General features: G+C 69.4%; 18 protein-coding genes, 1 tRNA gene and 1 pseudogene. 8 read left to right on the top strand and 12 right to left on the bottom strand.

The annotated features are described in order from the left end of the window. Window positions 1-23: 23 nt before the first annotated feature. Both grpE and dnaK read right to left on the bottom strand, forming a co-directional pair. Window positions 24-719, bottom strand: coding sequence for a nucleotide exchange factor GrpE (gene grpE / locus IH48_RS0103245; protein ID WP_030898762.1), 696 nt, complete (start codon window positions 717-719; stop codon window positions 24-26). Next, complete coding sequence (dnaK, locus tag IH48_RS0103250) at window positions 716-2,581, bottom strand: molecular chaperone DnaK (protein WP_030898765.1); 1,866 nt, start codon at window positions 2,579-2,581, stop codon at window positions 716-718. The genes grpE and dnaK overlap by 4 nt, the downstream gene beginning before the upstream one ends. Before the next feature lie 261 nt (window positions 2,582-2,842). On the opposite strand from dnaK, the gene IH48_RS34235 reads away from it, so the two are divergent. Together IH48_RS34235 and IH48_RS0103260 are read left to right on the top strand one after the other, a co-directional pair. Then, complete coding sequence (locus tag IH48_RS34235) at window positions 2,843-3,826, top strand: sugar transferase (RefSeq protein WP_051839013.1); 984 nt, start codon at window positions 2,843-2,845, stop codon at window positions 3,824-3,826. 101 nt (window positions 3,827-3,927) lie between these two features. Then, entirely contained in the window at window positions 3,928-6,264 is a 2,337-nt protein-coding gene (locus IH48_RS0103260) for a (Fe-S)-binding protein (RefSeq protein WP_030898772.1), read from the top strand. Window positions 6,265-6,295: 31 nt separating this feature from the next. Here the strand turns inward: IH48_RS0103260 and IH48_RS0103265 are convergent, their stop codons facing one another. Beyond that, window positions 6,296-6,862, bottom strand: coding sequence for an RICIN domain-containing protein (locus tag IH48_RS0103265; protein ID WP_030898775.1), 567 nt, complete (start codon window positions 6,860-6,862; stop codon window positions 6,296-6,298). A 180-nt stretch (window positions 6,863-7,042) separates the two neighbouring features. On the opposite strand from IH48_RS0103265, the gene IH48_RS0103270 reads away from it, so the two are divergent. Further along, window positions 7,043-8,083: a Yip1 family protein gene (locus IH48_RS0103270; protein WP_030898777.1), complete on the top strand. Its 1,041-nt coding sequence runs from the start codon at window positions 7,043-7,045 to the stop codon at window positions 8,081-8,083. A 64-nt stretch (window positions 8,084-8,147) separates the two neighbouring features. Here the strand turns inward: IH48_RS0103270 and IH48_RS0103275 are convergent, their stop codons facing one another. From IH48_RS0103275 to IH48_RS36815, 3 genes are all read right to left on the bottom strand, one after another. Next, on the bottom strand, window positions 8,148-8,645 hold the full coding sequence (locus IH48_RS0103275) for a phosphoribosyltransferase (RefSeq protein WP_030898779.1): 498 nt from the start codon (window positions 8,643-8,645) through the stop codon (window positions 8,148-8,150). 17 nt (window positions 8,646-8,662) lie between these two features. Continuing rightward, a complete protein-coding gene (gene dcd / locus IH48_RS0103280) occupies window positions 8,663-9,238 on the bottom strand; it encodes a dCTP deaminase (protein WP_030898782.1) in 576 nt (191 codons plus the stop codon). Between the two features lie 80 nt (window positions 9,239-9,318). After that, window positions 9,319-9,504 carry a hypothetical protein gene (locus tag IH48_RS36815; RefSeq protein ID WP_030898784.1) on the bottom strand — a complete coding sequence of 62 codons (186 nt, stop codon included), beginning with the start codon at window positions 9,502-9,504 and terminating at the stop codon, window positions 9,319-9,321. Window positions 9,505-9,772: 268 nt separating this feature from the next. On the opposite strand from IH48_RS36815, the gene IH48_RS0103290 reads away from it, so the two are divergent. Then, window positions 9,773-9,846 (top strand) — tRNA-Gly (locus tag IH48_RS0103290). A gap of 242 nt (window positions 9,847-10,088) precedes the next feature. Here the strand turns inward: IH48_RS0103290 and IH48_RS0103295 are convergent. The 4 genes from IH48_RS0103295 to IH48_RS0103310 form a co-directional block, all read right to left on the bottom strand. After that, window positions 10,089-11,258 (bottom strand): hypothetical protein, encoded by a 1,170-nt coding sequence (locus tag IH48_RS0103295; RefSeq protein WP_051839015.1) that lies wholly within the window; start codon window positions 11,256-11,258, stop codon window positions 10,089-10,091. A 103-nt stretch (window positions 11,259-11,361) separates the two neighbouring features. Continuing rightward, window positions 11,362-12,510, bottom strand: coding sequence for a tyrosine-type recombinase/integrase (locus IH48_RS0103300; protein ID WP_030898789.1), 1,149 nt, complete (start codon window positions 12,508-12,510; stop codon window positions 11,362-11,364). Beyond that, window positions 12,510-12,728, bottom strand: a complete 219-nt coding sequence (locus tag IH48_RS0103305; RefSeq protein WP_030898792.1) for a helix-turn-helix domain-containing protein — start codon at window positions 12,726-12,728, stop codon at window positions 12,510-12,512. Before IH48_RS0103305 ends, IH48_RS0103300 begins: the two co-directional genes overlap by 1 nt. 188 nt (window positions 12,729-12,916) lie before the next feature. Further along, complete coding sequence (locus IH48_RS0103310) at window positions 12,917-13,408, bottom strand: helix-turn-helix domain-containing protein (protein WP_030898795.1); 492 nt, start codon at window positions 13,406-13,408, stop codon at window positions 12,917-12,919. 941 nt (window positions 13,409-14,349) lie between these two features. Between IH48_RS0103310 and IH48_RS37585 the strand changes: the two are divergent. From IH48_RS37585 to IH48_RS0103330, 4 genes and pseudogenes are all read left to right on the top strand, one after another. Continuing rightward, window positions 14,350-14,939 (top strand): annotated as a pseudogene (locus IH48_RS37585) (DUF3631 domain-containing protein). Between the two features lie 234 nt (window positions 14,940-15,173). Further along, entirely contained in the window at window positions 15,174-15,926 is a 753-nt protein-coding gene (locus IH48_RS0103320) for a DUF2637 domain-containing protein (RefSeq protein WP_199809874.1), read from the top strand. Between the two features lie 180 nt (window positions 15,927-16,106). After that, a complete protein-coding gene (mobC, locus tag IH48_RS0103325) occupies window positions 16,107-16,625 on the top strand; it encodes a plasmid mobilization relaxosome protein MobC (RefSeq protein ID WP_030898800.1) in 519 nt (172 codons plus the stop codon). Beyond that, window positions 16,622-18,331 carry a relaxase/mobilization nuclease domain-containing protein gene (locus IH48_RS0103330; protein WP_030898803.1) on the top strand — a complete coding sequence of 570 codons (1,710 nt, stop codon included), beginning with the start codon at window positions 16,622-16,624 and terminating at the stop codon, window positions 18,329-18,331. Before mobC ends, IH48_RS0103330 begins: the two co-directional genes overlap by 4 nt. Window positions 18,332-18,368: 37 nt before the next feature. Here the strand turns inward: IH48_RS0103330 and IH48_RS0103335 are convergent, their stop codons facing one another. Both IH48_RS0103335 and IH48_RS0103340 read right to left on the bottom strand, forming a co-directional pair. Continuing rightward, the gene (locus IH48_RS0103335; protein WP_030898806.1) at window positions 18,369-19,070 is read right to left on the bottom strand and encodes an HAD family hydrolase; all 702 of its coding nucleotides are present in this window, start codon (window positions 19,068-19,070) and stop codon (window positions 18,369-18,371) included. Continuing rightward, entirely contained in the window at window positions 19,067-20,560 is a 1,494-nt protein-coding gene (locus tag IH48_RS0103340; protein WP_030898809.1) for a helix-turn-helix domain-containing protein, read from the bottom strand. Before IH48_RS0103340 ends, IH48_RS0103335 begins: the two co-directional genes overlap by 4 nt. Window positions 20,561-20,563: the final 3 nt, after the last annotated feature.

The following is a 20,563-nucleotide window of genomic DNA, read 5'->3' on the forward strand; positions in this document are numbered from 1 at the left end:
CCTTCCGCTCAGCTTCAGCCGCGTCAGCCCTCGTCCGGGCCACCGCTCTCCTTCTCGGCCTCCGGGGAGGCCTCCTTGGCACCGCTCTTGGATCCGCCCGCCTCGTCCTGCTCGTCGGCCGCCTTCGGCTGGGCCCCCGGCTGGGGCTCCGCCACGGCGACCCTGGCGGGCCTGATCGTCCGTTCGCCGAACCGATACCCGGGCTGGAGGATCGCGACGCACGTCGTCTCGGTGACATCCGGCGCGTACGAGTGCATCAGGGCCTCGTGGACCGTCGGGTCGAAGGGCTCGCCCTCCTCGCCGAACTGCTGGAGGCCCAGCTTCGCCGCGACCGACTCGAGCGACTCGGCCACCGACTTGAACCCGCCGACCAGCTCCTCGTGTTCCCGCGCGCGACCGATGTCGTCGAGCACGGGCAGCAGCTCGGTCAGGAGGTTCGCGACGGCGATCTCGCGCACGGTCACCCGGTCGCGCTCCACCCGCCTGCGGTAGTTCTGGTACTCCGCCTGAAGGCGCTGCAGGTCGGCCGTGCGCTCACCGAGAGCGGTGCGCGCCTGGTCGAGCTGCGCCGTCAGAGCGGCCTTTTCCTGTACGTCCCCGGCCGGGGCCGCCCGGCCGGGCTCCGCCGAGCCCGGTCCGGCGCCCTTCGGCGCGTCGTCGGGGCCTGCGCCGGAGGGGACGTCGGGCTCCTCCTCGAAGCCCGGGGTCTCCTCCGTCACGCGGCACCGCCCTTGCTGTCACGCTCGTCGTCGACGATCTCGGCGTCCACGACGTCGTCCTGGCCGTCCTGCGCCTGCTCCGTACCGGGACCGCCGGCCGCGCCCGCGGCACCGGCCTCGCCCTCGGCCTGCGCGTTGGCGTACATGGCCTGGCCCAGCTTCTGGGAGACGGCGGCGACCTTCTCGGTGGCCGTGCGGATCTCGGCCGTGTCCTCGCCCTTGAGCTTCTCCTTCAGCTCGCCGACGGCGGTCTCGACCTCGGTCTTGACGTCACCGGGGACCTTGTCCTCGTTGTCCTTGAGGAACTTCTCGGTCTGGTAGACGAGCTGCTCGCCCTGGTTGCGGGACTCGGCGGCCTCGCGGCGCTTGTGGTCCTCGTCCGCGTACTGCTCGGCCTCCTGGCGCATCCGGTCGACCTCGTCCTTCGGCAGCGAGGAGCCGCCGGTGACGGTCATCTTCTGCTCCTTGCCCGTGCCCAGGTCCTTCGCGGTCACGTGCATGATGCCGTTGGCGTCGATGTCGAAGGAGACCTCGATCTGCGGGACCCCGCGGGGGGCCGGCGGCAGGCCGGTCAGCTCGAACATCCCGAGCTTCTTGTTGTACGCGGCGATCTCGCGCTCGCCCTGGTAGACCTGGATCTGCACGGACGGCTGGTTGTCCTCGGCCGTCGTGAAGATCTCGGAGCGCTTCGTCGGGATCGTGGTGTTGCGCTCGATGAGCTTGGTCATGATGCCGCCCTTGGTCTCGATGCCGAGGGACAGCGGGGTGACGTCGAGCAGCAGGACGTCCTTGACCTCGCCCTTGAGGACACCGGCCTGCAGGGCGGCGCCGATGGCGACGACCTCGTCCGGGTTGACGCCCTTGTTGGCGTCCTTGCCGCCGGTCAGCTCCTTGACGAGCTCCGCGACGGCGGGCATGCGGGTCGAACCGCCGACGAGCACGACGTGGTCGATCTCGCTCAGCTGGATGCCGGCGTCCTTGATCACGTTGTGGAACGGGGTCTTGCAGCGCTCGAGCAGGTCGGAGGTCAGCTGCTGGAACTGGGCGCGCGTGAGCTTCTCGTCCAGGTGCAGCGGGCCCTCGGCGGACGCCGTGATGTAGGGCAGGTTGATCGTGGTCTCCGTCGAGGACGAGAGCTCGATCTTCGCCTTCTCAGCGGCCTCGCGGAGGCGCTGGAGGGCCATCTTGTCCTTCGCCAGGTCCACGCCGTGGGCATTGGAGAACTGCTTGACCAGGTAGTCGACGATGCGCTGGTCCCAGTCGTCGCCGCCGAGGTGGTTGTCGCCGTTGGTGGCCTTCACCTCGACGACACCGTCGCCGATCTCCAGCAGCGAGACGTCGAACGTGCCGCCACCGAGGTCGAAGACGAGGATCGTCTGGTCGTCCTTGTCGAGCCCGTACGCCAGGGCGGCCGCGGTCGGCTCGTTGACGATGCGCAGGACGTTCAGGCCCGCGATCTCGCCGGCCTCCTTCGTCGCCTGGCGCTCGGAGTCGTTGAAGTACGCGGGGACGGTGATCACCGCGTCGGTGACCTTCTCGCCCAGGTACGCCTCGGCGTCCCGCTTCAGCTTCTGCAGCACGAAGGCCGAGATCTGCTGCGGGTTGAAGTCCTTGTTGTCGAGGTTGATCTTCCAGTCGGTGCCCATGTGGCGCTTGACCGACCGGATGGTCCTGTCGACGTTGGTTACCGCCTGACGCTTCGCGACCTCGCCGACGAGCACCTCGCCGTTCTTGGCGAAGGCGACGACGGACGGCGTGGTCCTGGCGCCCTCGGCGTTGGTGATGACGGTGGGCTCGCCGCCTTCGAGAACGCTGACGACGGAGTTAGTCGTGCCCAGGTCGATGCCGACCGCACGTGCCATTTCGATTCCTCCAGAGGACTTGAGTGGAACAGGCTCAAGGATGCAACACGAATCGCGTTGAGTCAAAGGACCTGAGTCGGTCAGGCTCAACTATTGTGCGGAAGCCTTGCGGCGCGGGGATGACGCCGCAGGTCGGGCGCGTCGGCCCGACACGGCCGCCGCGGTGCGGCGGCGGGGCGGGCAGGCCGTGCGATGGTGTCGAAAACCCAGTGCGAACCGGGACAAACCTACCGAATAACCCGACGGAACGGATGGCTGCCCATGCGGCACGCTCTGCGCCTCGCTTCGCGACTCGGCCTGCCGGCCGGTCGGCCCTTCGGCACGCGGCGTGACGCGAGGCACGCGCCCGTACCCGCGCCCGACGCGCCTCTCGCGCGGATGCCCGCGGGGCCACCCGCCGCATGCCCGCCTCTTGAAGAGGAACGCCTCCCCGGCGCGAAACGTGCCCTGGACCTCGTCCTCGGTTCTCTGCTGCTGGTACTCGCCGCGCCGGCGCTGCTGGTGGCCGCCGCCGTCCTCGCCGTACGCGGCGACGCGGCGGGCGTCGGGCGTTTCGGCCGCGTTCTCCGCCGCCAGGAGGTGGTGGGGCTGCACGGCGCGCCCTTCACCCTGCGGTCGCTGCCCACGCGCCGCTTCCGCCTCGACCTGCTGTCCCGGCTGCCCCAGGTCGTGCGCGGCCGAATGTCGCTCGTCGGCCCCGCGGCGCTGCCCGTCGGCCACCCGCGCGCGCGTGCCGGCTGGCGGCAGTCCGTACGGCCTGGCATCACCGGCCTGGCGCAGGTGCGGCGCGGATCGCGGCTGCCCTGGTACGAGGCGCCGCTGCTCGACCAGCACTACGTGGAGCACCACTGGCTCGGCACGGACCTGGCGATCCTGGCCGTCACCCTGCCCTCCCTGCCGCCGACCGCGACCTCACCGAAGCCGGGGGCCTCCCGCGCGCCCCGCACGTCCCGCACGTCCCGCACGTCCCGCTCTCTGCGCGAGACTCCGCGCGAACGCGCCGCACGCGCGCGCGGCGGCCGTACGACCGGCGCCCTCTCGACCGGCGCCCGCGCGGCTCTCGGGCGTGCTGCCCTCGCCCGTACGGCTCGTGCCCGCGCCACGCGGGCCGCCCGCGCCCGCGGCGCACGCACGCGCGAGGCCGCGTCCACGACGCACGCGGGCCAGGGATCGCGGAGCGCGCACGGACGCGTCACGGTGAGCGACACAGATCACCGCTCGGGGCGCTACATTGCGGCCGGATAAGTGGGTACGCTCAGTGCGGAACGATTAAGTTACCGCTTAGTACATCTCTGAGCGGCCGCAGCGTGCGGACCTCCCCAGCTCGCATGCCCGAGGAGCCCTCCATGCAACTCGCCGCGATCATCGTGTCGCTGGTACTCGCCGTCGTCGGTGCGGCGCTGTTCGTCCGCGCGATCGGGCAGATCGTCGCCTTCCTTCGGATGGGCCAGTCCGTCCCGGCGGGTGCGCGTACGGACGACCCCGGCGGCCGCACCCTGACGGTGGTCAGGGAGTTCCTCGGCCACACGCGCATGAACCGGTGGGGCGTCATCGGCGTCGCGCACTGGTGTGTCGCGGTCGGCTTCTTCGCGCTGATCGTCACCCTGATCAACGCGTTCGGGCAGATCTTCCAGGCGGACTGGCTGCTCCCGATCATCGGCGACTGGCCGCCCTACGGGGTCGCCGTCGACCTGATCGGCGTGCTGACCACGTTCGGCATCCTGACGCTGATCGTCATCCGCCAGCTCTCCCGGCCCGGGCGCGCCGAGCGCAAGTCCCGCTTCGCGGGGTCCAACGTCGGCGACGCGTACTTCGTCGAGGCCGTCATCCTGATCATCGGGGTGTGCATCCTCGCGCTGCGCGGACTGGAGGGCGCGCTCTACCACGAGACCTCCTACAGCGCCTCGTACTTCCTGACGTACCCGCTGGTCGCCGCATTCCGCGGGCTGTCGCTTCCCACCTTGCAGAACCTCGTCTACCTGTTCGCGATGATCAAGATCGGGACGTCGTTCGTCTGGATGATCACCGTCGCGCTCAGGACCGACATGGGCGTGGCCTGGCACCGCTTCCTCGCCTTCCCGAACATCTGGTTCAAGCGCAACGCGGACGGCGCCACGGCGCTCGGCCCGCTCCAGCCGATGGCCTCGGGCGGCAAGGTCATCGACTTCGAGACGGTCTTCGACGACGAGGAGAGCGCCGAGGAGACCGTCTTCGGCGTCTCGCAGGTCGAGCACTTCTCGTGGAAGGGCATCCTCGACTTCTCCACGTGCACCGAGTGCGGCCGCTGCCAGTCGCAGTGCCCGGCCTGGAACACCGGAAAGCCCCTCTCCCCCAAGCTGCTGATCATGTCGCTGCGCGACCACGCGCACGCGAAGGCGCCCTACCTCCTCGCGGGCGGCGGCAAGGACGCGGAGGGCGCCGAGAAGGCGTCCGAACAGCAGCTGGCAGGCGTTCCCGCCTCCGCCCTCGCGGAGGCCGAGCGCCCCCTGATCGGGACGCTCGAAGAGGGCGGCGTCATCGACCCGGACGTGCTGTGGTCCTGCACGACCTGCGGTGCGTGCGTGGAGCAGTGCCCCGTCGACATCGAGCACGTCGACCACATCGTCGACATGCGCCGCTACCAGGTGATGATCGAGTCCGCGTTCCCGTCCGAGGCCGGGACGATGCTCAAGAACCTGGAGAAGCGCGGCAACCCGTGGGGCCTGGCGAAGAAGCAGCGCCTGGAGTGGACGAAGGAGCTGGAGCGGGAGATCGGCTTCAAGGTCCCCGTCGTCGGCAAGGACGTCGAGGACCTCACCGAGGTCGACTACCTGTACTGGGTCGGCTGCGCCGGCGCCCTGGAGGACCGCGCCAAGAAGACCACCAAGGCCTTCGCCGAGCTGCTGCACATCGCGGGCGTCAACTTCGCGATCATGGGCGGCGACGAGAAGTGCACCGGCGACTCCGCGCGCCGCCTCGGCAACGAGCCGCTGTTCCAGCAGCTCGGCCAGGAGAACGTCATGACGCTGAACATGGCGTTCGGCGAGGAGCTCGACGACGACGGCAAGGCCACCGACGAGTCGAGGAAGCCCAAGTCGGCCAAGAAGATCGTCGCGACCTGCCCGCACTGCTTCAACACCATCGCCAACGAGTACCCGCAGCTGGGCGGCGAGTTCGAGGTCATCCACCACACGCAGCTGCTGCAGCACCTCGTCGACGAGGGCAAGCTGGTGCCGGTCACGCCCGTCGAGGGCCTCATCACGTACCACGACCCCTGCTACCTGGGCCGCCACAACAAGGTCTACACACCGCCGCGCGAGATCATCGCCGCCGTACCGGGCGTACGGAACGAGGAGATGCACCGCCACAAGGAGCGCGGCTTCTGCTGCGGCGCGGGCGGCGCGCGCATGTGGATGGAGGAGCGCATCGGCAAGCGCATCAACAACGAGCGCGTGGACGAGGCGCTGTCCCTGAACCCGGACATCGTCTCCACGGCGTGCCCGTTCTGCCTGGTGATGCTGACCGACTCGGTCAACGGCAAGAAAGCTGCGTCCAACAGTGGCTCCGCCACGGGTGTCCAGGCGAAGGAATCACTCCAGGTCGTCGACGTCGCACAGCTGCTGCTCGACTCCGTCCGCACGCCCGCGGACCCGGACGGCGCGCCGGAGGCCGCGGACGAGCCCGAGCCGGAGCCGGCGAAGTAGGCGGGACGGGCCCGAGGCCCGCCCCGGGGAATCACGCGCCGACGGGCTGGAACACCCACATGGCCGAACTGTTGTTGCTGACCCGTACGGCGGAACCCTGAACGACGAGGCGCCCGGCGGGCGGGTAGGCGTGGGCGACGGTGACGGGCCCGTCGGGCCACCCCTCGATGCGCCAGCGGTCGGCGCGCGCGGCACGGCCCTGGGGGACGGCGGAGGCGGCGTCGGCGGAGGCGCCTGCGTCGTCCGCGGCGGCGTCCGTACTGGCCCGCCCCTGGTCGACGGCCGACCCGCAGGCGTCCATCCGCACGGGCGCCGGGTAGCCCGGCGTCCGCGGCATCGACAGACAGCGGCTCGTCGGCCCCGGCCGTACGAACTGGACGGTCCCGTCCCCGTGGTTGCGCAGGACCCACTCGGTGCCGTCGACGCCGCAGGTCTCCAGCCGCGTCCCGGCCAGGCAGCGGCCGGACGCCGCGTCCTTGATGTAGTAGGTGCCGTCCTTCACCGTGCCCGCCTGCGCGGCGGCCGCGGGCGTCGTGAGGCACAGCAGAAGGGCGGGCGCGGCCAGCGCGGAGGCGACGGTGGACCGTAGGGATGGCATGGGACCTCCAGAGAACGGTGACGGGCACCCAACGTAATCTCGCCCTCACCATGAGCGCCGAAGGACGGCGCCGAGCGGCCCTCTGATGCCCCCTAGGGGATGTCACAGGACAGCCCCAATGGCATGCGCGTTCGCCTCCCCCGGCCGCCCGCTCCCGCGCGACCGGGTACTTTCGAGAGCGTGGCTGGATTCAGGAACGGACGCGGCCGGGACAACCGCGACCCGCGACAGCAACCGCGAGCGCGACGGCAGCAGCCGCCGCGTCCCTACGCCGGCCCGCAGGCGCCGCAGTGGCCCCCGGCGGGAGGCGGGCAGTACAGCGGCGAACCCGAGTACTTCGGCGACCCGAGGCCGCCCCAGCCGTACCAGGGCGGCCCGTACGGGCGGCAGGACCCGTACCAGGCCGGCCCGAACCAGCAGGATCCCTACGCACAGGACCCCTACGCGCAGGACCCGTACGCGCAGGACCCCTACGGATCCGAAGGCCCCTACGCCCCGCACCCCCAGCCGCACGGCGGCGGCCCGACGCCGTACGACGCCCCCATGCGGGGCGGCATACCCTCCGCGGACCCCAACCCGCACGCGAACAACCCGGGCCACACCCAGGTCTTCCGCGCCGCCGACGACCCGTACGGCGACGGCGCCACGTACCGCGCGGGCGCGGCGCCCGTCCCCAGCGGCCCCAGGCTCGCCTGGCGCGACCTGCTGAGCGGCATCGTGATGCGCCCGAGCCAGACGTTCCTCCAGATGCGGGACTACCCCGTCTGGGGCCCCGCGATCATCGTCACCCTGATCTACGGCATGCTGGCGCTGTTCGGGTTCGACGACGCGCGCCACGACGTCATCTCGTCCGCGTTCTCGATGGCCGTCCCGTACGTCCTGGTCACCGGCGTCGCGTTCGTCATCGGCAGCCTGATCCTCGGCGCCGTCACCCACACGCTCGCACGTCAGCTGGGCGGCGACGGCTCGTGGCAGCCCACGGTCGGCCTCTCGATGCTGATCATGTCGCTGACGGACGTGCCGAGGCTGGTCTTCGCCGCGTTCCTCGGCGGCGACAACGGCTTCGTGCAGATCCTCGGCTGGCTGACCTGGCTGCTCGCCGCCGCGCTGATGACGTCGATGGTCCGCAAGTCGCACGACCTGCCGTGGCCGAAGGCGCTGGGCGCGTCGGCGATCGAACTGCTGGCGCTGCTGTCACTGCTGAAGCTCGGCACGTTCTGACGCGCGCAAGCCCGCGCGGACGCCTCAGGCCCTCAGCTCCTCAGGCCCTCAGCCCCTCATCCCCTCAGGCGTCCAATACCTGCCCGGAGCGCCGCACGACGGGCGGCTGAACGCTCCACGGGAAGTTGATCCACTCATCCGTGCGCTTCCACACGTACTCGCACTTGACCTGCGATGCGGACTTCTCGTAGACGACGGCGCTGCGCACCTCGGCGACGTGCTCCCGGCAGAAGTCGTGCACGAGCTTCAGCGTCTTGCCGCTGTCGGCGACGTCGTCGGTGATCAGGATGCGCTTGTCGCTGAAGTCGACGACGTTCGGCACGGGAGCCAGCATGACCGGCATGGCGAGCGTCGTCCCCACGCCGGTGTAGAACTCCACGTTGACCAGGTGGATGTTCTTGCAGTCCAGCGCGTACGCGAGGCCGCCGGCGACGAAGACGCCGCCGCGGGCGATGGAGAGGATTATGTCGGGCTCGTACCCGTCGTCGGCGACGGCCTGCGCCAGCTCGCGCACGGCGACGCCGAACCGCTCGTAGGAGAGGTCCTCCCTGGACTGACTCACGCCTGCGACTCCCAACCTCAGACTCGGGTCCGGTGGAAATTGAGGTAGGAGCGCGAGGCCGTCGGCCCGCGCTGCCCCTGGTAACGCGACCCGGCCCGCTTCGACCCGTAAGGGAACTCGGCGGGCGAACTGAGCCGGAAGAGACAGAGCTGCCCGATCTTCATGCCCGGCCACAGTTTGATGGGCAGGGTGGCCATGTTCGACAGTTCGAGGGTGACGTGCCCGGAGAACCCGGGGTCGATGAACCCGGCCGTCGAATGCGTCACGAGCCCGAGCCGCCCCAGGCTCGACTTGCCCTCCAGCCGCGAGGCGATGCCGTCGGGCAGCGAGATCACCTCGTACGTGGAGGCGAGCACGAACTCCCCGGGGTGCAGGATGAACGCGTCATCGCCCTCGGGCTCGACGAGGCGGGTGAGGCCGGACTGCTCCACGGCGGGGTCGATGTGGGGGTACAGGTGGTTCTCGAAGACCCGGAAGTACCGGTCGAGCCGCACGTCGATGCTGGATGGCTGGACCATCGAGGAGTCGTACGGTTCGAGGCGGACGCTGCCTGAGTCGAGCTCGGCGCGGATGTCCTTGTCGGAGAGGAGCACGCCCCGAGGATACGGGGAGTGCGCGGGCCGCCCGCGACCGGCCGCCCCGCGCCCCCCTTCACCACGTGCGCCGCCGGCCGCTAGCCCTGCTGCTCGCGCCGTGCCCCGGGCACGGGCACGGCATGGCGCAGCCGCGCACACCGCGGACACCGGATGAGCCGCCCGGGCCCGATCCTCCCGGCGTCGAGATGCTGCAGCGGGAACGACGTGGTGCTGAACACATGACCATCGGCACAGCGGACGACGGTGCGCTCCATCAAGTCCATCAGGTCCCTTCCCCAAAAACGCGGACGAACGCCACATTAGGGGATGACCAGGACCCCGCGACCCCCGGCACTCCGACACCCCACGCTACGCCCCAACTCCCGCCAGGCACCCCCGCATACGCGCCCGGCACCGAACCCCGCGAGTCCCCCAGAAACCCCCGCAACCCGCCCAACACGACAAGCCCCCGGCGAGCTGCTCCGGGGGCGAGGCGATGAGGTAGAGTACGAGCAGATACGACGCGGGGATCTTCGGACGCGGCGTCGATGTGCGGGTGTAGTTTAATGGTAGAACATGAGCTTCCCAAGCTCAGAGCGCGAGTTCGATTCTCGTCACCCGCTCCATGACAAACCCCCAGGTCAATGACCCGGGGGTTCTTTGTTGTCTAGACCTCTCACGACCTGCCGTGCCCTCAACGTGCCCCAAGTCACTCAATTCCGCCCGCGGAGGGCACGTGACGACCCCGCGTTCGGCAGCCAGATGCCTCAGGCGTCTCAACATCCGAACCGGCTCGATGTGCCTTGCATCACGCGGCGGCGAGCGTCTGCGCCTACGCTCTGCACGACGGCCTCGCATCGGAGCGGCCCTACTCCCCTGCCTTGTCCTCTTCCCCGGGATCCGCCTGAGCGTCGAGGGCGTATGGGTGGACATACCTGCCTTCGTTGAAGGGGGTGAACCAGCTGTTGATGCCCATGGGCGCAATCCCCAGAAACGCGAAGGCCGGGTCCTCGTCGATCCCGTCCGCCGCGTCGTCGTACAGCCACTCGTGATCCATGTCCTCGTAGACCTGATCGGCAAATGAGTCGAGCGCTGACGAGGTGCCCGGGTCGAGCAGTCCGTACAGGTCCAGGGTGACCTTCGCCTGTCTCAGCAGCAGTCTGAGCAGCAACTCCTCCGCGACACAACTGAGCTGCTCGAACGTTCCCTGGGTGAAGCGGGTGGTCAGGGCGATCGCGGTGACGAGGAACCGCCGGGCGAACAATGAGTCGTACTGCAACGCGTAGCGGTCCGGCAGTTCTTCAAGAAGCCAGAACGGGCGCTCGCTCTCGGCCACCGTGGTCTTGTACTGCGTGAGGGTCTGCAGATCCTGGAAGAGTTCGTCCACGAGGAGGTGGGTGCCGTAGACCATCGCGCCGGCGGCAAGTCGGGCGGCCTCAGCGGATACACCGAGGTCGAATGAGTCCTCCTCGGCTTCTTCCCGATCCTCCTCGCTGACGGCTCCGAACATGTCAGGGCCGAAAGCTTTGAGCTCGTCGGCCATGGAGTTGAGCTTGACCCGCATTGCGGCGTTCTCGGCAGTCTGATCCTCCTCGGTCCAAGCGCCCGGGCCCTGACCTTGGATCGGCTGCGCGTGAAGCTCCCGACGAGATGCCGGATCGTCGGGTGGGACGTCGGGACCGTCTGCCGCGTCGAGGCTCTCCTTCGCCAACTCGGGGTGCAACTCGACCTCGCACCGCTCGACGGTCCACTCCGACAGCAGATCCGAACGCTCCAGAAGCTCGCCCACCACAGATCCGACAGCCTCCTCGGCAAACTCCAGCGAGGGAGCATCGACGAAGACCTTCAGCAGGGCCCCGCCGGGGTACACCGCCACGATCGAGTCGAGAAGGTCGACCTCCAGACCGTCCGGCCCCTCGATGGCATCGACCGACGCAAAACCCTCTTCGAGCAGGGCCACCGCACCCGTACGTTGCAGAGGATCCATCTCCGTACTGCCTTCGGGGATCTGCGCGTCCACAGTCACGACGTAAGTCACACGCCCCAGCGTGGCAGGACAGCACTGCCGAACGAGGGAAAACGGCCTGATTGGCAGGTTGGGGGCAGAGCACCTGGATTCTGCCCCCAACTCGACCGCGCCCTTACGCCTCGCGAGGCTTCTTGCTCCCAGTGCTCTGAGCACGCTGGGCACGCACCCGCGTGTCGATGGCCGACGCCACCTCCCGCTGCCGCTCCCCGTCGGAGTGCTGGTAGATCAGCGCGGCCTTCTCCGAGGACTGGCCGGCGCGCACCATCGTGTCCTTGAGCGTGGCGCCCGACTGGGTGGACAGGGTGTGGCCGGTGTGGCGGAGGTCGTAGAAGCGGAAGCCCTCCGGCAGTCCGACCTTCGTCCGCGCCCTGCGCCACTTCCGGCCGAACGTGGACCGTCGGAACGGCGCACCCTTCTCGCCGACGAAGACGAGCCCGTCGGGCTCCTTCTCGGCGAACCACTTCAGGTGCCGCTCGACCTCTACGTACAGGAAGGCCGGGAGGAAGACAGTGCGCCTGCCCGCCATCGACTTCGTGTCGCCCTCGACCCTGCGGCCGGTGGCCAGCTCAGGAGCGGCCTCGCGGATCTTGACCGCGAGGGGGTCGAGTGTGACATCAGGACGGCGCAGAGCCGCCTGCTCCTCCGGGCGCATCGGCCCATAGGCGCCGAAGTACACCATCAGCCGCCACCTCGGTCCCATGGCATCCGCGAGCGCGTCGACCTGTTCCACGGTGGCCGTCGGGCGCTCCCCCGCCTTCTCGCTGCCGGCGCCCCTGATCCTGCACGGGTTGCGGCGGATCAGCTCGTCGTCGGCGGCCGTCTCCATGATGGCCTTGAGGAGGCGGTACGCCTTGGCGACGGTCGTCGCGCCGGTTGCCTCCAGCCGCTCGGCCCGCCAGGTGCGCACAACAGGCGGCGTGATGTCGTCCAGGTTCACCGAGGCGAACGTGGGCAGCAGGTGCAACCGCAGGAGCCTGCGGTACAGCTCCTCCGTGGTGGCCGAGAGCCCACGCTCCTCGATCCACCGCACCGCGTACGCGGCGAAGTTCACCTTGCCCGCGTCGGGGTCCACCCAGTGATTGCGCTCGATGTCGGCCTGGGTGAGCGTGAGCCAGGTCTGGGCGTCGGTGCGCGTCGGGAAGGTCTCCGGCGCTTTGCGGCGGTTGCCGTCCGGGGCCCAGTAGCGTGCCTGCCACCGTCCTGAGGGGAGCTGCCTGACGGTGCCGAACTCCCGCCGCCTCTGCGGCCTGCGGCCCGCCATCAGGCGACCTTCCTAAAGCTCGAACGCGCTTCGCGGAGCGTCGGAACGGTGCGTTCTGCGACGTACTCGGCCAGGACGCTCTCGGGTATCCGTACAGGCTTGCCGAGCTTGACGTAGCGGATTCGGCGCTCCTGGATGAGCCGGCGGATGAAGCGGACACCGGTACCGAGGCGTTCGGCGGCTTGCTCCACGGTGAGGAGGGTGTCGGTTGTGGTCACCTCCCGCTGCGGCTGGGAGCGCTGAGTGGGGACGTGCGGTATCGCCGAGTGGCGCAAGAGCGTGCTCCAGGTTCTGGCCGGTAGGCAGAGCGGCAACTCTGCTTCGGCCTCGTGGCGTTCAGGGATGGGACGGGTGGTACGGCCTCAGCGAGGGTCTGCGATCTCGCTGCGGCTGGTGTCGCGGACGGCTATGCTTCGGCGTCGGATCCGGGGCCGTACTCGTCATTGACCTTCATGACCTCGCCGGCAATGGCGTTGGACACCATCACGTCCGCCTCCTCGCGGATGTCCGGGTGTTCGGCGAGGTAGGCATCGAGTTGGTCGCGCGCTCTCCGGGCCTCGTGGTTGGCTCGGTGAGAGGCTCTGTACGTGGCAACGACGTTGTCGATCAGCTCCATGGCGCGGCCCATGGTCGCCAGGCCGGGTGGCCCGACGAAGTTGCTGAGCGCCACGCCGAAGATCTCGGCGAAACCGATGGCCTCGTCGAGGTTGATGCGCCGCTTGCGGTTTTCGATGCGCCAGACAGCGGACGGGTTCATGTCGAAGCCGGCGTCGTTGAGGCGGTCGGACACGACCGTTGTGCTCCAACCCCGCTTCTCTCGCTCCAGCTTGACCCGCGTAGCGGCGTTCTCCTCGCCGCTGAGGAGCACCCCCTGCGAGGTTCCGTCATCATCCGGCATGTCTTGCCCTCTCGAATTCCGCGCTCACCGCCGGTTTTGCGGCATGCCACAACAGTAACATCACTTCTGCGGATCGCATAGCTCTATGCGATTCGCACAGCTCGTGGTACTGTTGATCTCCCCACGAGACCGCTGGGATCCGCTGAGGCGCGTCCTCAGCGGATCCCCGACATGCAGAAAGCCCCCCGGTGATGCGACACCGAGGGGCTCACAACGCAAACCTCAAGCCGCCCATCCCTGAACGACCGACCTGCGAGGCCGGGATTGCCGTCCCATTGGCCCGCAAGCAGAGGAGCTTCATGTCCAGTATGGACGATCCCACCCCGACCGCGCCATCCCCTCAGGTCAACGCCTGCGCTGGGCCGCCCGCGGCGGTACCGGGCCGACCCGCCGAGGAAGTAGCACCTGAGGCAGCCGACACCTCCGCCTCGACATCCGACGGGGAGCGCGTACTGGTGGAGTTGCGAGAGCAGATCCGCCGGTACGTCGTGCTGCCGAGCGAAGAAGCGTTCACGGCCGTGACGCTGTGGGTCGCCGCGACCCACTTGCAGACGGCGTGGCAGCACGCGCCACGGTTGGCCGTGGTGGGCCCGGCGAAACGGTGCGGGAAGTCGCGGTTGCTGGATGTGATCACGGAGAGCGTGCACGATCCGCTGATCACGGTCAACGCCTCTGCCGCCGCGGTGTTCCGGTCGATCACCAGCACCCCGCCCACGCTGCTGGTCGACGAGGCCGACACACTCTTCGGTTCCGCGAAGGTCGCGGAGAAGAACGAGGAGATGCGCGGTCTGCTCAACGCGGGGCATCAGCGCAACAGGCCCACCCTGCGGGTCTGCGGGCCCAATCACGAGGTGGCGAAGTTCCCGACCTTCGCCATGGCAGCTCTCGCGGGCATCGGCGACCTGCCCGACACGATCATGGACCGGTCGGTCGTCATCCGGATGCGCCGCCGCAGGCCGGGCGAGAACGTGGCGGAGTTCCGCACCTTCCGTGACACCCCGCCCCTGCACTCCCTTCGCGATCGGCTCGTCGCCTGGCTGACTCCGCTTCACACCGAGGCGATGGAACTGACCCCGGCCATGCCGGTCCAGGACCGCGCGGCTGACACCTGGCAGCCGCTGGTGTCGGTCGCCGACCTCGCGGGCGGATCCTGGCCCGACTCGGCGCGGACCGCCTGCCGGCTCATGACCGAGCGCGAGGCCGCCCAAGAACAGGACAGCGGCAGCCTGAGCATCCGCCTCCTGGCAGACGTCCGGCGCGCCTTCGCCACCGAGGGCAACCCGCCGGCGCTTCGCACCAGCCGTCTCCTCGACGTCCTCAACCAGGACGCCGAGACGCCATGGCCGGAGTACACCAGCAAGGGCCTGACGCCCGAGGACTGCAGATCCTGCTCAACGAGTACGGCATCAGGTCCGCGGTCCGCCGCTTCCACGGCAACGTCCAGGCCCGGGGCTATGCCCGTCTGGATTTCGCCGACTCCTGGGCCCGCTACTGCCCCGAGCCAGTCCCGGAAGTCCCTACCGGCGCCTGACCCGACACGACCCGTCACGACTCGTCTCCGCGCAGGTCAGCGCAGTGACGGGTCGTGGGGCGGTGACGAGTCGACCCGATGCCACCGTCCCACCCGTACCTGCCCTGACCAGGCATGCGACGAGTCGCGACGGGTCTCGCCACCCGTCCCCAGGCCACGCCGCCCCCACCTCCGTACCTCTGGAGCGCTTCCCCCTTGCCTTCTCCGCTGCCCGCCCCCTCATCCACCGCATCGATGGCCCTGACCACAGCGATCAGGGCGGGTGTCGCACTGCTGGCCATCTCGGCCTTCGCGCTCTCCTACGACGCCCTGCGCCAGATGGCCGCCGCCAGCCAGATCCACCCGGTGCTCACCTATGCCTTCCCGCTCGTCATCGACGGCTTCATCGCCATCGGGATCGGCGCCCTTCTCGTCCTACGTACCGCGCCCCTGCCCGCCCGCCTCTACGTCTGGGCGCTGGTCGGCCTCGCCACCGCCACAAGCATCTGGGCCAACGTCCTGCACGCCATACGCCTCAACCAGCAGACCCGCCACAACGGCCTGGCCCTCGACAACATCACCGTCGGCGTCATCTCCGCCATCGCCCCACTCGCCCTGGCCGGAGCCGTCCACCTCTACCTCCTCATCGCCCGCCACCACGTCAGCGCCGACCGCCACAACAACCAGGGCCACAAACCCGACACGGACAAGAACGACAGTGAGACGGCCACGCCTCTCGCCACGAGCGCGGAGGACGAGGCGCGACCGGTCACAGAGCAGGCGGCGGTGCCTGCGCCACGGACGGGAAGCGCCCAGCCGAGCCTGCCCATGGAGCACGCCATCGACATCGCCCGCACGGCTCCCCTCGGGCGAGGCGACCGCGTCTCGCGCCGCAACATCGAGAAGGCCATCCGCGACAAGGGATTCGCCATCTCCCGAAGCCGCCTGGACAAGGTCAAGGACGCGCTGCAGGCCGAGCTCGACGAGAACAGCGCAAGCACCGGCTGACCCCGCACGGCCCCCATCCAGCACCAGCACCCACCGCGCCCAGGAGCCCAGTTGCACCACGTCGAACACGAACCCCAAGCCGCACAGAAGCAGATCACCCGCACCCCGGAACCAGGCGGAGCAAGGTATGGCGTTGGACCGTCCAAGGGCCGGTCCAACGCGGTGTCCTCCGCCCCGGGGGTGGCGGAGGACATCGGGCACCGGGGGGTGCCCGAGCAGGACCAGCCCGCCGACGCCACCAGCGCTCTGCCACCGCGTGCCGCCGAAGCCGCCGCGCTGCACCGAGTCGCCCGACGCCGCCGACGCAAAGAGACCCAGCGCAAAGAGCGCGTCGACGTCCGCTACAGCAGTGACGAGAAAGCCGCCATCCTCGCCATGGCGCGCTCGCTCAACATCGCTGCCGCCCACTACGTCGGCGCCGTCGTCATGACCCACCTGCTCGGCGGCCTCGCCCTGCGGGGCCAGCGCACCCAGCTCGACGACTACATTGACGAACTGACAGCCCTGCGCCGCGAGGTCGCCAAGATCGGCCACAACATCAACCAGATCGCCAAGAAACTCAACTCCGGCGACTGTCCACACCCTGGGGATACCGCGCTGCTCGCGCAGGCCGAGCGCTCCCTCGGCGCGGTCGGCAGCACCGTCCGCCACATCGCGGTGGCCACAAACCAGGCCGCCGCCACAAAGGGCCCGCAGTGATCGCGAAGATCAGCAATGGCAAGAGCACCGCTGGCCTCGTCCGCTACCTCTTCGGCCCCGGCCGCGCCAACGAGCACACCGACCCCCACCTCGTAGCCTCCTGGGACGGCTTCGCACCCGACCCCGGCCGCACCGACGACACCGCAGCCAGCAGGAAGCTCCTCGTGGCCGACCTCGACCTGCGCGTCAAGCAAGCCCAGCGCCTCGGCCGTGCACCGAAGCAACACGTGTGGCACTGCTCGCTCCGTGCCGCACCCGGAGACCGCGTACTCACCGACGACGACTGGGCGGCCATCGCCCGCCGTGTCGTCGCGGCCACCGGGATCGCGCCGGCGGACGACCCGGACGGCTGCCGTTGGATCGCCGTCCGGCACGCCGACGACCACATCCACATCGCCGCCACCAAAGTCCGAGGAGACCTCCGGCCAGCCCGTCACTGGAACGACTACCTCACCGCCGACAAGGAACTCGCCGCGGTGGAGAAGGAGTACGGCCTCCAGGAGGTAAGGCGCGGCGACCGCACCGCGGCCCGGCGCCCCACACGCGCGGAGGAAGAGAAGGCCCACCGCACCGGCCGCACCGGCACTCCCCGCGCACGGCTGCGTGCCACGATTCGCACCGTGGTGTCCGTCTCCGCGGATCCGGAGGAATTCCTCCGCCTCCTCGACGGTGTCGAGGGCGTGGTGGTCGACATCCAACGTTTCCCCTCCGGCGACGTACGCGGCTACAAGGTAGCCGTCGAAGGTGACACCAACGCCTCGGGCGAACCCGTCTGGTTCTCCGGCTCCACACTCGCCCCCGACCTGTCCTTCCCCAAGATCCGCGAACGCCTCTCCACCGTCGAGGCGCAGCCCAGCGCCGAACCCCGCGCCCACCGCAAGGCCGACCCCTGGCACCAGGCCACCGCCGCAGCCGAGCGCATCCCCCATCGCCTGGAACGAGGCGACGGCGCCATCGCCCAAGCGCACATCGCGGCTCTCGGCGAGGCACTCGACGCCCTTCCTCTCCTCGTATCAGTCGAGTTTCGACCGGCACTCCAGCAGGCGGCCGCCACGTTCGAACGGGCCACCCGCTCCCGCATCCGGGCAGAACACGACCAGGCTCGCGCTCTGCGCGGAGCGATCCGCGCGCTGCGTACCTCCCCCACCTCGGGCGACGGGCTGGCGATGTTCCTCGACGTCGCCGTCCTCGTCGTCATCGCCACCGCGCGCTGGCACCGACTCCACCAACACGACCAGCAGGTCGCTGCCGCTCAACAGGCCCTTGTCCACCTGCAAGCAGCCTCCCGGCAAGCGGCTGCCGCGCCACTGGCAGCTCTGAGCCGGCGGAAGCCGCCCGTGCCCGTCGTCGAACGCCACGCTCAACACATCCGCTCGGCGGTGCCCGAGCTGGCAGAACGCATCCTCGACGATCCGGCCTGGCCTGCTCTGGCCGCGTCCCTCGCACAGGCGGAGGCCGCAGGACACCGGCCCGTGGCTCTCCTGGAACGGGCCGTTTCCACCCGAAGCCTGGACGACGCCCGATCTCCGGCCCGGACCCTCACCTGGCGCATCCGCCGCCAGGCGCATCACACGCCACCCAGCGCGCGAGCCATCGCCGCCCAGACGCGCAGCACCCGCCGGATACCGCCCACGCACTCCCCGCGTCCACTGGCATCGGCTGCCCCGCCACATGGCTATGCGGGACATCCCGGGCGCCACAGGTGACCCGACGCCGCAAACCGCAGAACGTCTCGGGGAAGTCCTATGCCCGACTGTGGATCAAGGACAGGACCTGTACCGGGTCTGTCAGGTCCTCAATGACGTGGTCAGCTCCCGCCTCGGTCAGAGCCTGGGCCGAGGTCGTGCCGGAGGTGACGGCGATGACCCGGGCCCCACCCTCCTGTCCGGTACGGACGTCTTGGAGGGAGTCACCGATGATGACGGTGTTCTCTCGCGTGAACGGGTGCCCGTATGTCGTTTCCGCTTTGTCCTGGGCAATGCTGACGAGGGCCGGGCGGTGCGAGTCGTCGGACGCGTAACCCCCGATGGCCGTGTCGACGAACCCGGCGAGGCCGAAGGCTGACAGCTTGATCTCGGCGCTCTCTCTCAGGTTCCCGGTCACGATCGTCGGAACGAGCTGCGGGTCCTTGTGCACAGCCTTGAGCGCTTCGACAGCCCCGGGCATCAGGCGCCCGTCGCGGAGCAACGCCTCCTGATGGCGAAGCAATTCGCCTGGGAGGCGATCAACCATCTGTCCCGCTAGGTGGTCGATCGACGATGTCGGCACGTCGTTGGCCGAGAGAAGTTCTCGCACGGCGAGGGGCATGGTGACGCCAGTCCCCCTGGCGGGAAGGGCCGTGGCGGCGCGACCGACCAGGGCGCGGAAGACCTCGCGATAGACCAGGCGATCGGTTTCGCCGACGTAGAGCAGGGTCCGGTCGATGTCCCACAGGACGAGGATCATGCCGACGCCCGCTCTCGCAGCAGACCTTCGCCGTGTTCGACGAAGGACCGCGTGGCGACCGTATCGCCAGACTGGCGGGCCTCGTGGAGCATCGAGTGAAGGTGCTCGTTCAGCCGGGCGGAGTGGACGCCGTTCACCAACATCAGGACCTCTTCCCCGATCGCACACCCGGCGTCGGCGTCCCCCGCACGCATCTGGGCTGTGGCCGCGCGCGAGAGGAACTGCGCCCTCGTGCGGACTTCCTCCTGGCTCAGCACGCCTCGGGCCTGGGCGAAGGTGGAGGCGGCCTCAGCCAGCTTCCCCATCTCCAGGTAGGCGCTGCCACGTTGGCCCAGGATCTCGCCCGGGTTGATCCAGTACAGCCAGTGAGGATCGTCCTCTCCAGCTCCACGGGCACACAGCGCCTCGGCTTCCTGGAGGGCCGCGAGCGCGTGCCGCTCCTCCCGCAACCGGGCATGGCCGCGCGCTTGCCGTGTCAAAAGCATGGCGTGCAAGGCCGGCGCGTCCTTGTCGGAGATCGCCTGCCGTGCGGTTCTCGCCGCGGTCACCGCGTCGCGCGGGTCGCCGACGGAGTAGCCGTGAATGGCCAGGAACGACAGTGCCCCGGCGCGGAGCCGCGAGTCTCCCGACGCGTGAGCAGCGCGAAGCGCGCCCAGGAGCAGCCGCTGCGCGGCATCGTGGTTGCCGCCGTCGAGCGCGTACCAACCGGCCTGCATGGCGGTATCGGCGGTCACCGCCGCGAGGCGGCGTCCGGTGCGGTCGTTGTACGTACCCGTCTTCATCAGCCCGAGCAGGACACGTAGCTGTTGCTTGGCGGTACCGGCCAGGGAGCCGCTGCCGCTCGCGGCGTCCATCTCTCTCAGCGCGTTCGTAGTGCTCTGCAGCGATTCGAGAAGTGGGACGGTCACTCGCGTTCCGTCGCCTGTCTCGGCGGCCAGCGCCTCCGTGGGCGCGACGGCCGACTGCAGTATGTATTGGGTGAGCACGGAACCGCTCAGGGCGGCCAGCACGCTGCGACGCTTCACGGGACCTCCGACAGCAACTTCAAGTGAGGTCACCATACGATCCGCCGTCCACGGCATCGCCGGGTCCAGAGCCTCTGTGACCACCGTCTGCGGGCGTCCGGCGAGCGGTGTCAGAAGGAGAGGCCGGAGATCCGCCGGGACACCGAGGCCGGTGAGCAGATCGATGATGGCGTCTCGGCCACCCAGCTGCTTCCGCCCGTTCTCCAGACCGGAAATGTGCGATTGGGTGAAGCCCGTCAGGGCGCGCATCTGCATCTGAGACAAGCCCGATCGACGACGCAACAGCCGAAGAAGCGTCCCGAAGTCCCATTCGGCCAAGGCACGTTGGACGAGAGGGTCACGCCACGCCCTGTCCGGCACGTTCGGTGCCGCGTCGGAGCGCGAGCACGGCGCACACAGGGAGCCAGAGTTGTACTGACTCAGCGCGCTCCCGCACTTGGTGCAAGCGCGGTTGGGCATCTTCATGGC

The sequence above is a fragment of the Streptomyces sp. NRRL F-5126 genome (assembly GCF_000721265.1).
GTDB lineage: Bacteria > Actinomycetota > Actinomycetes > Streptomycetales > Streptomycetaceae > Streptomyces.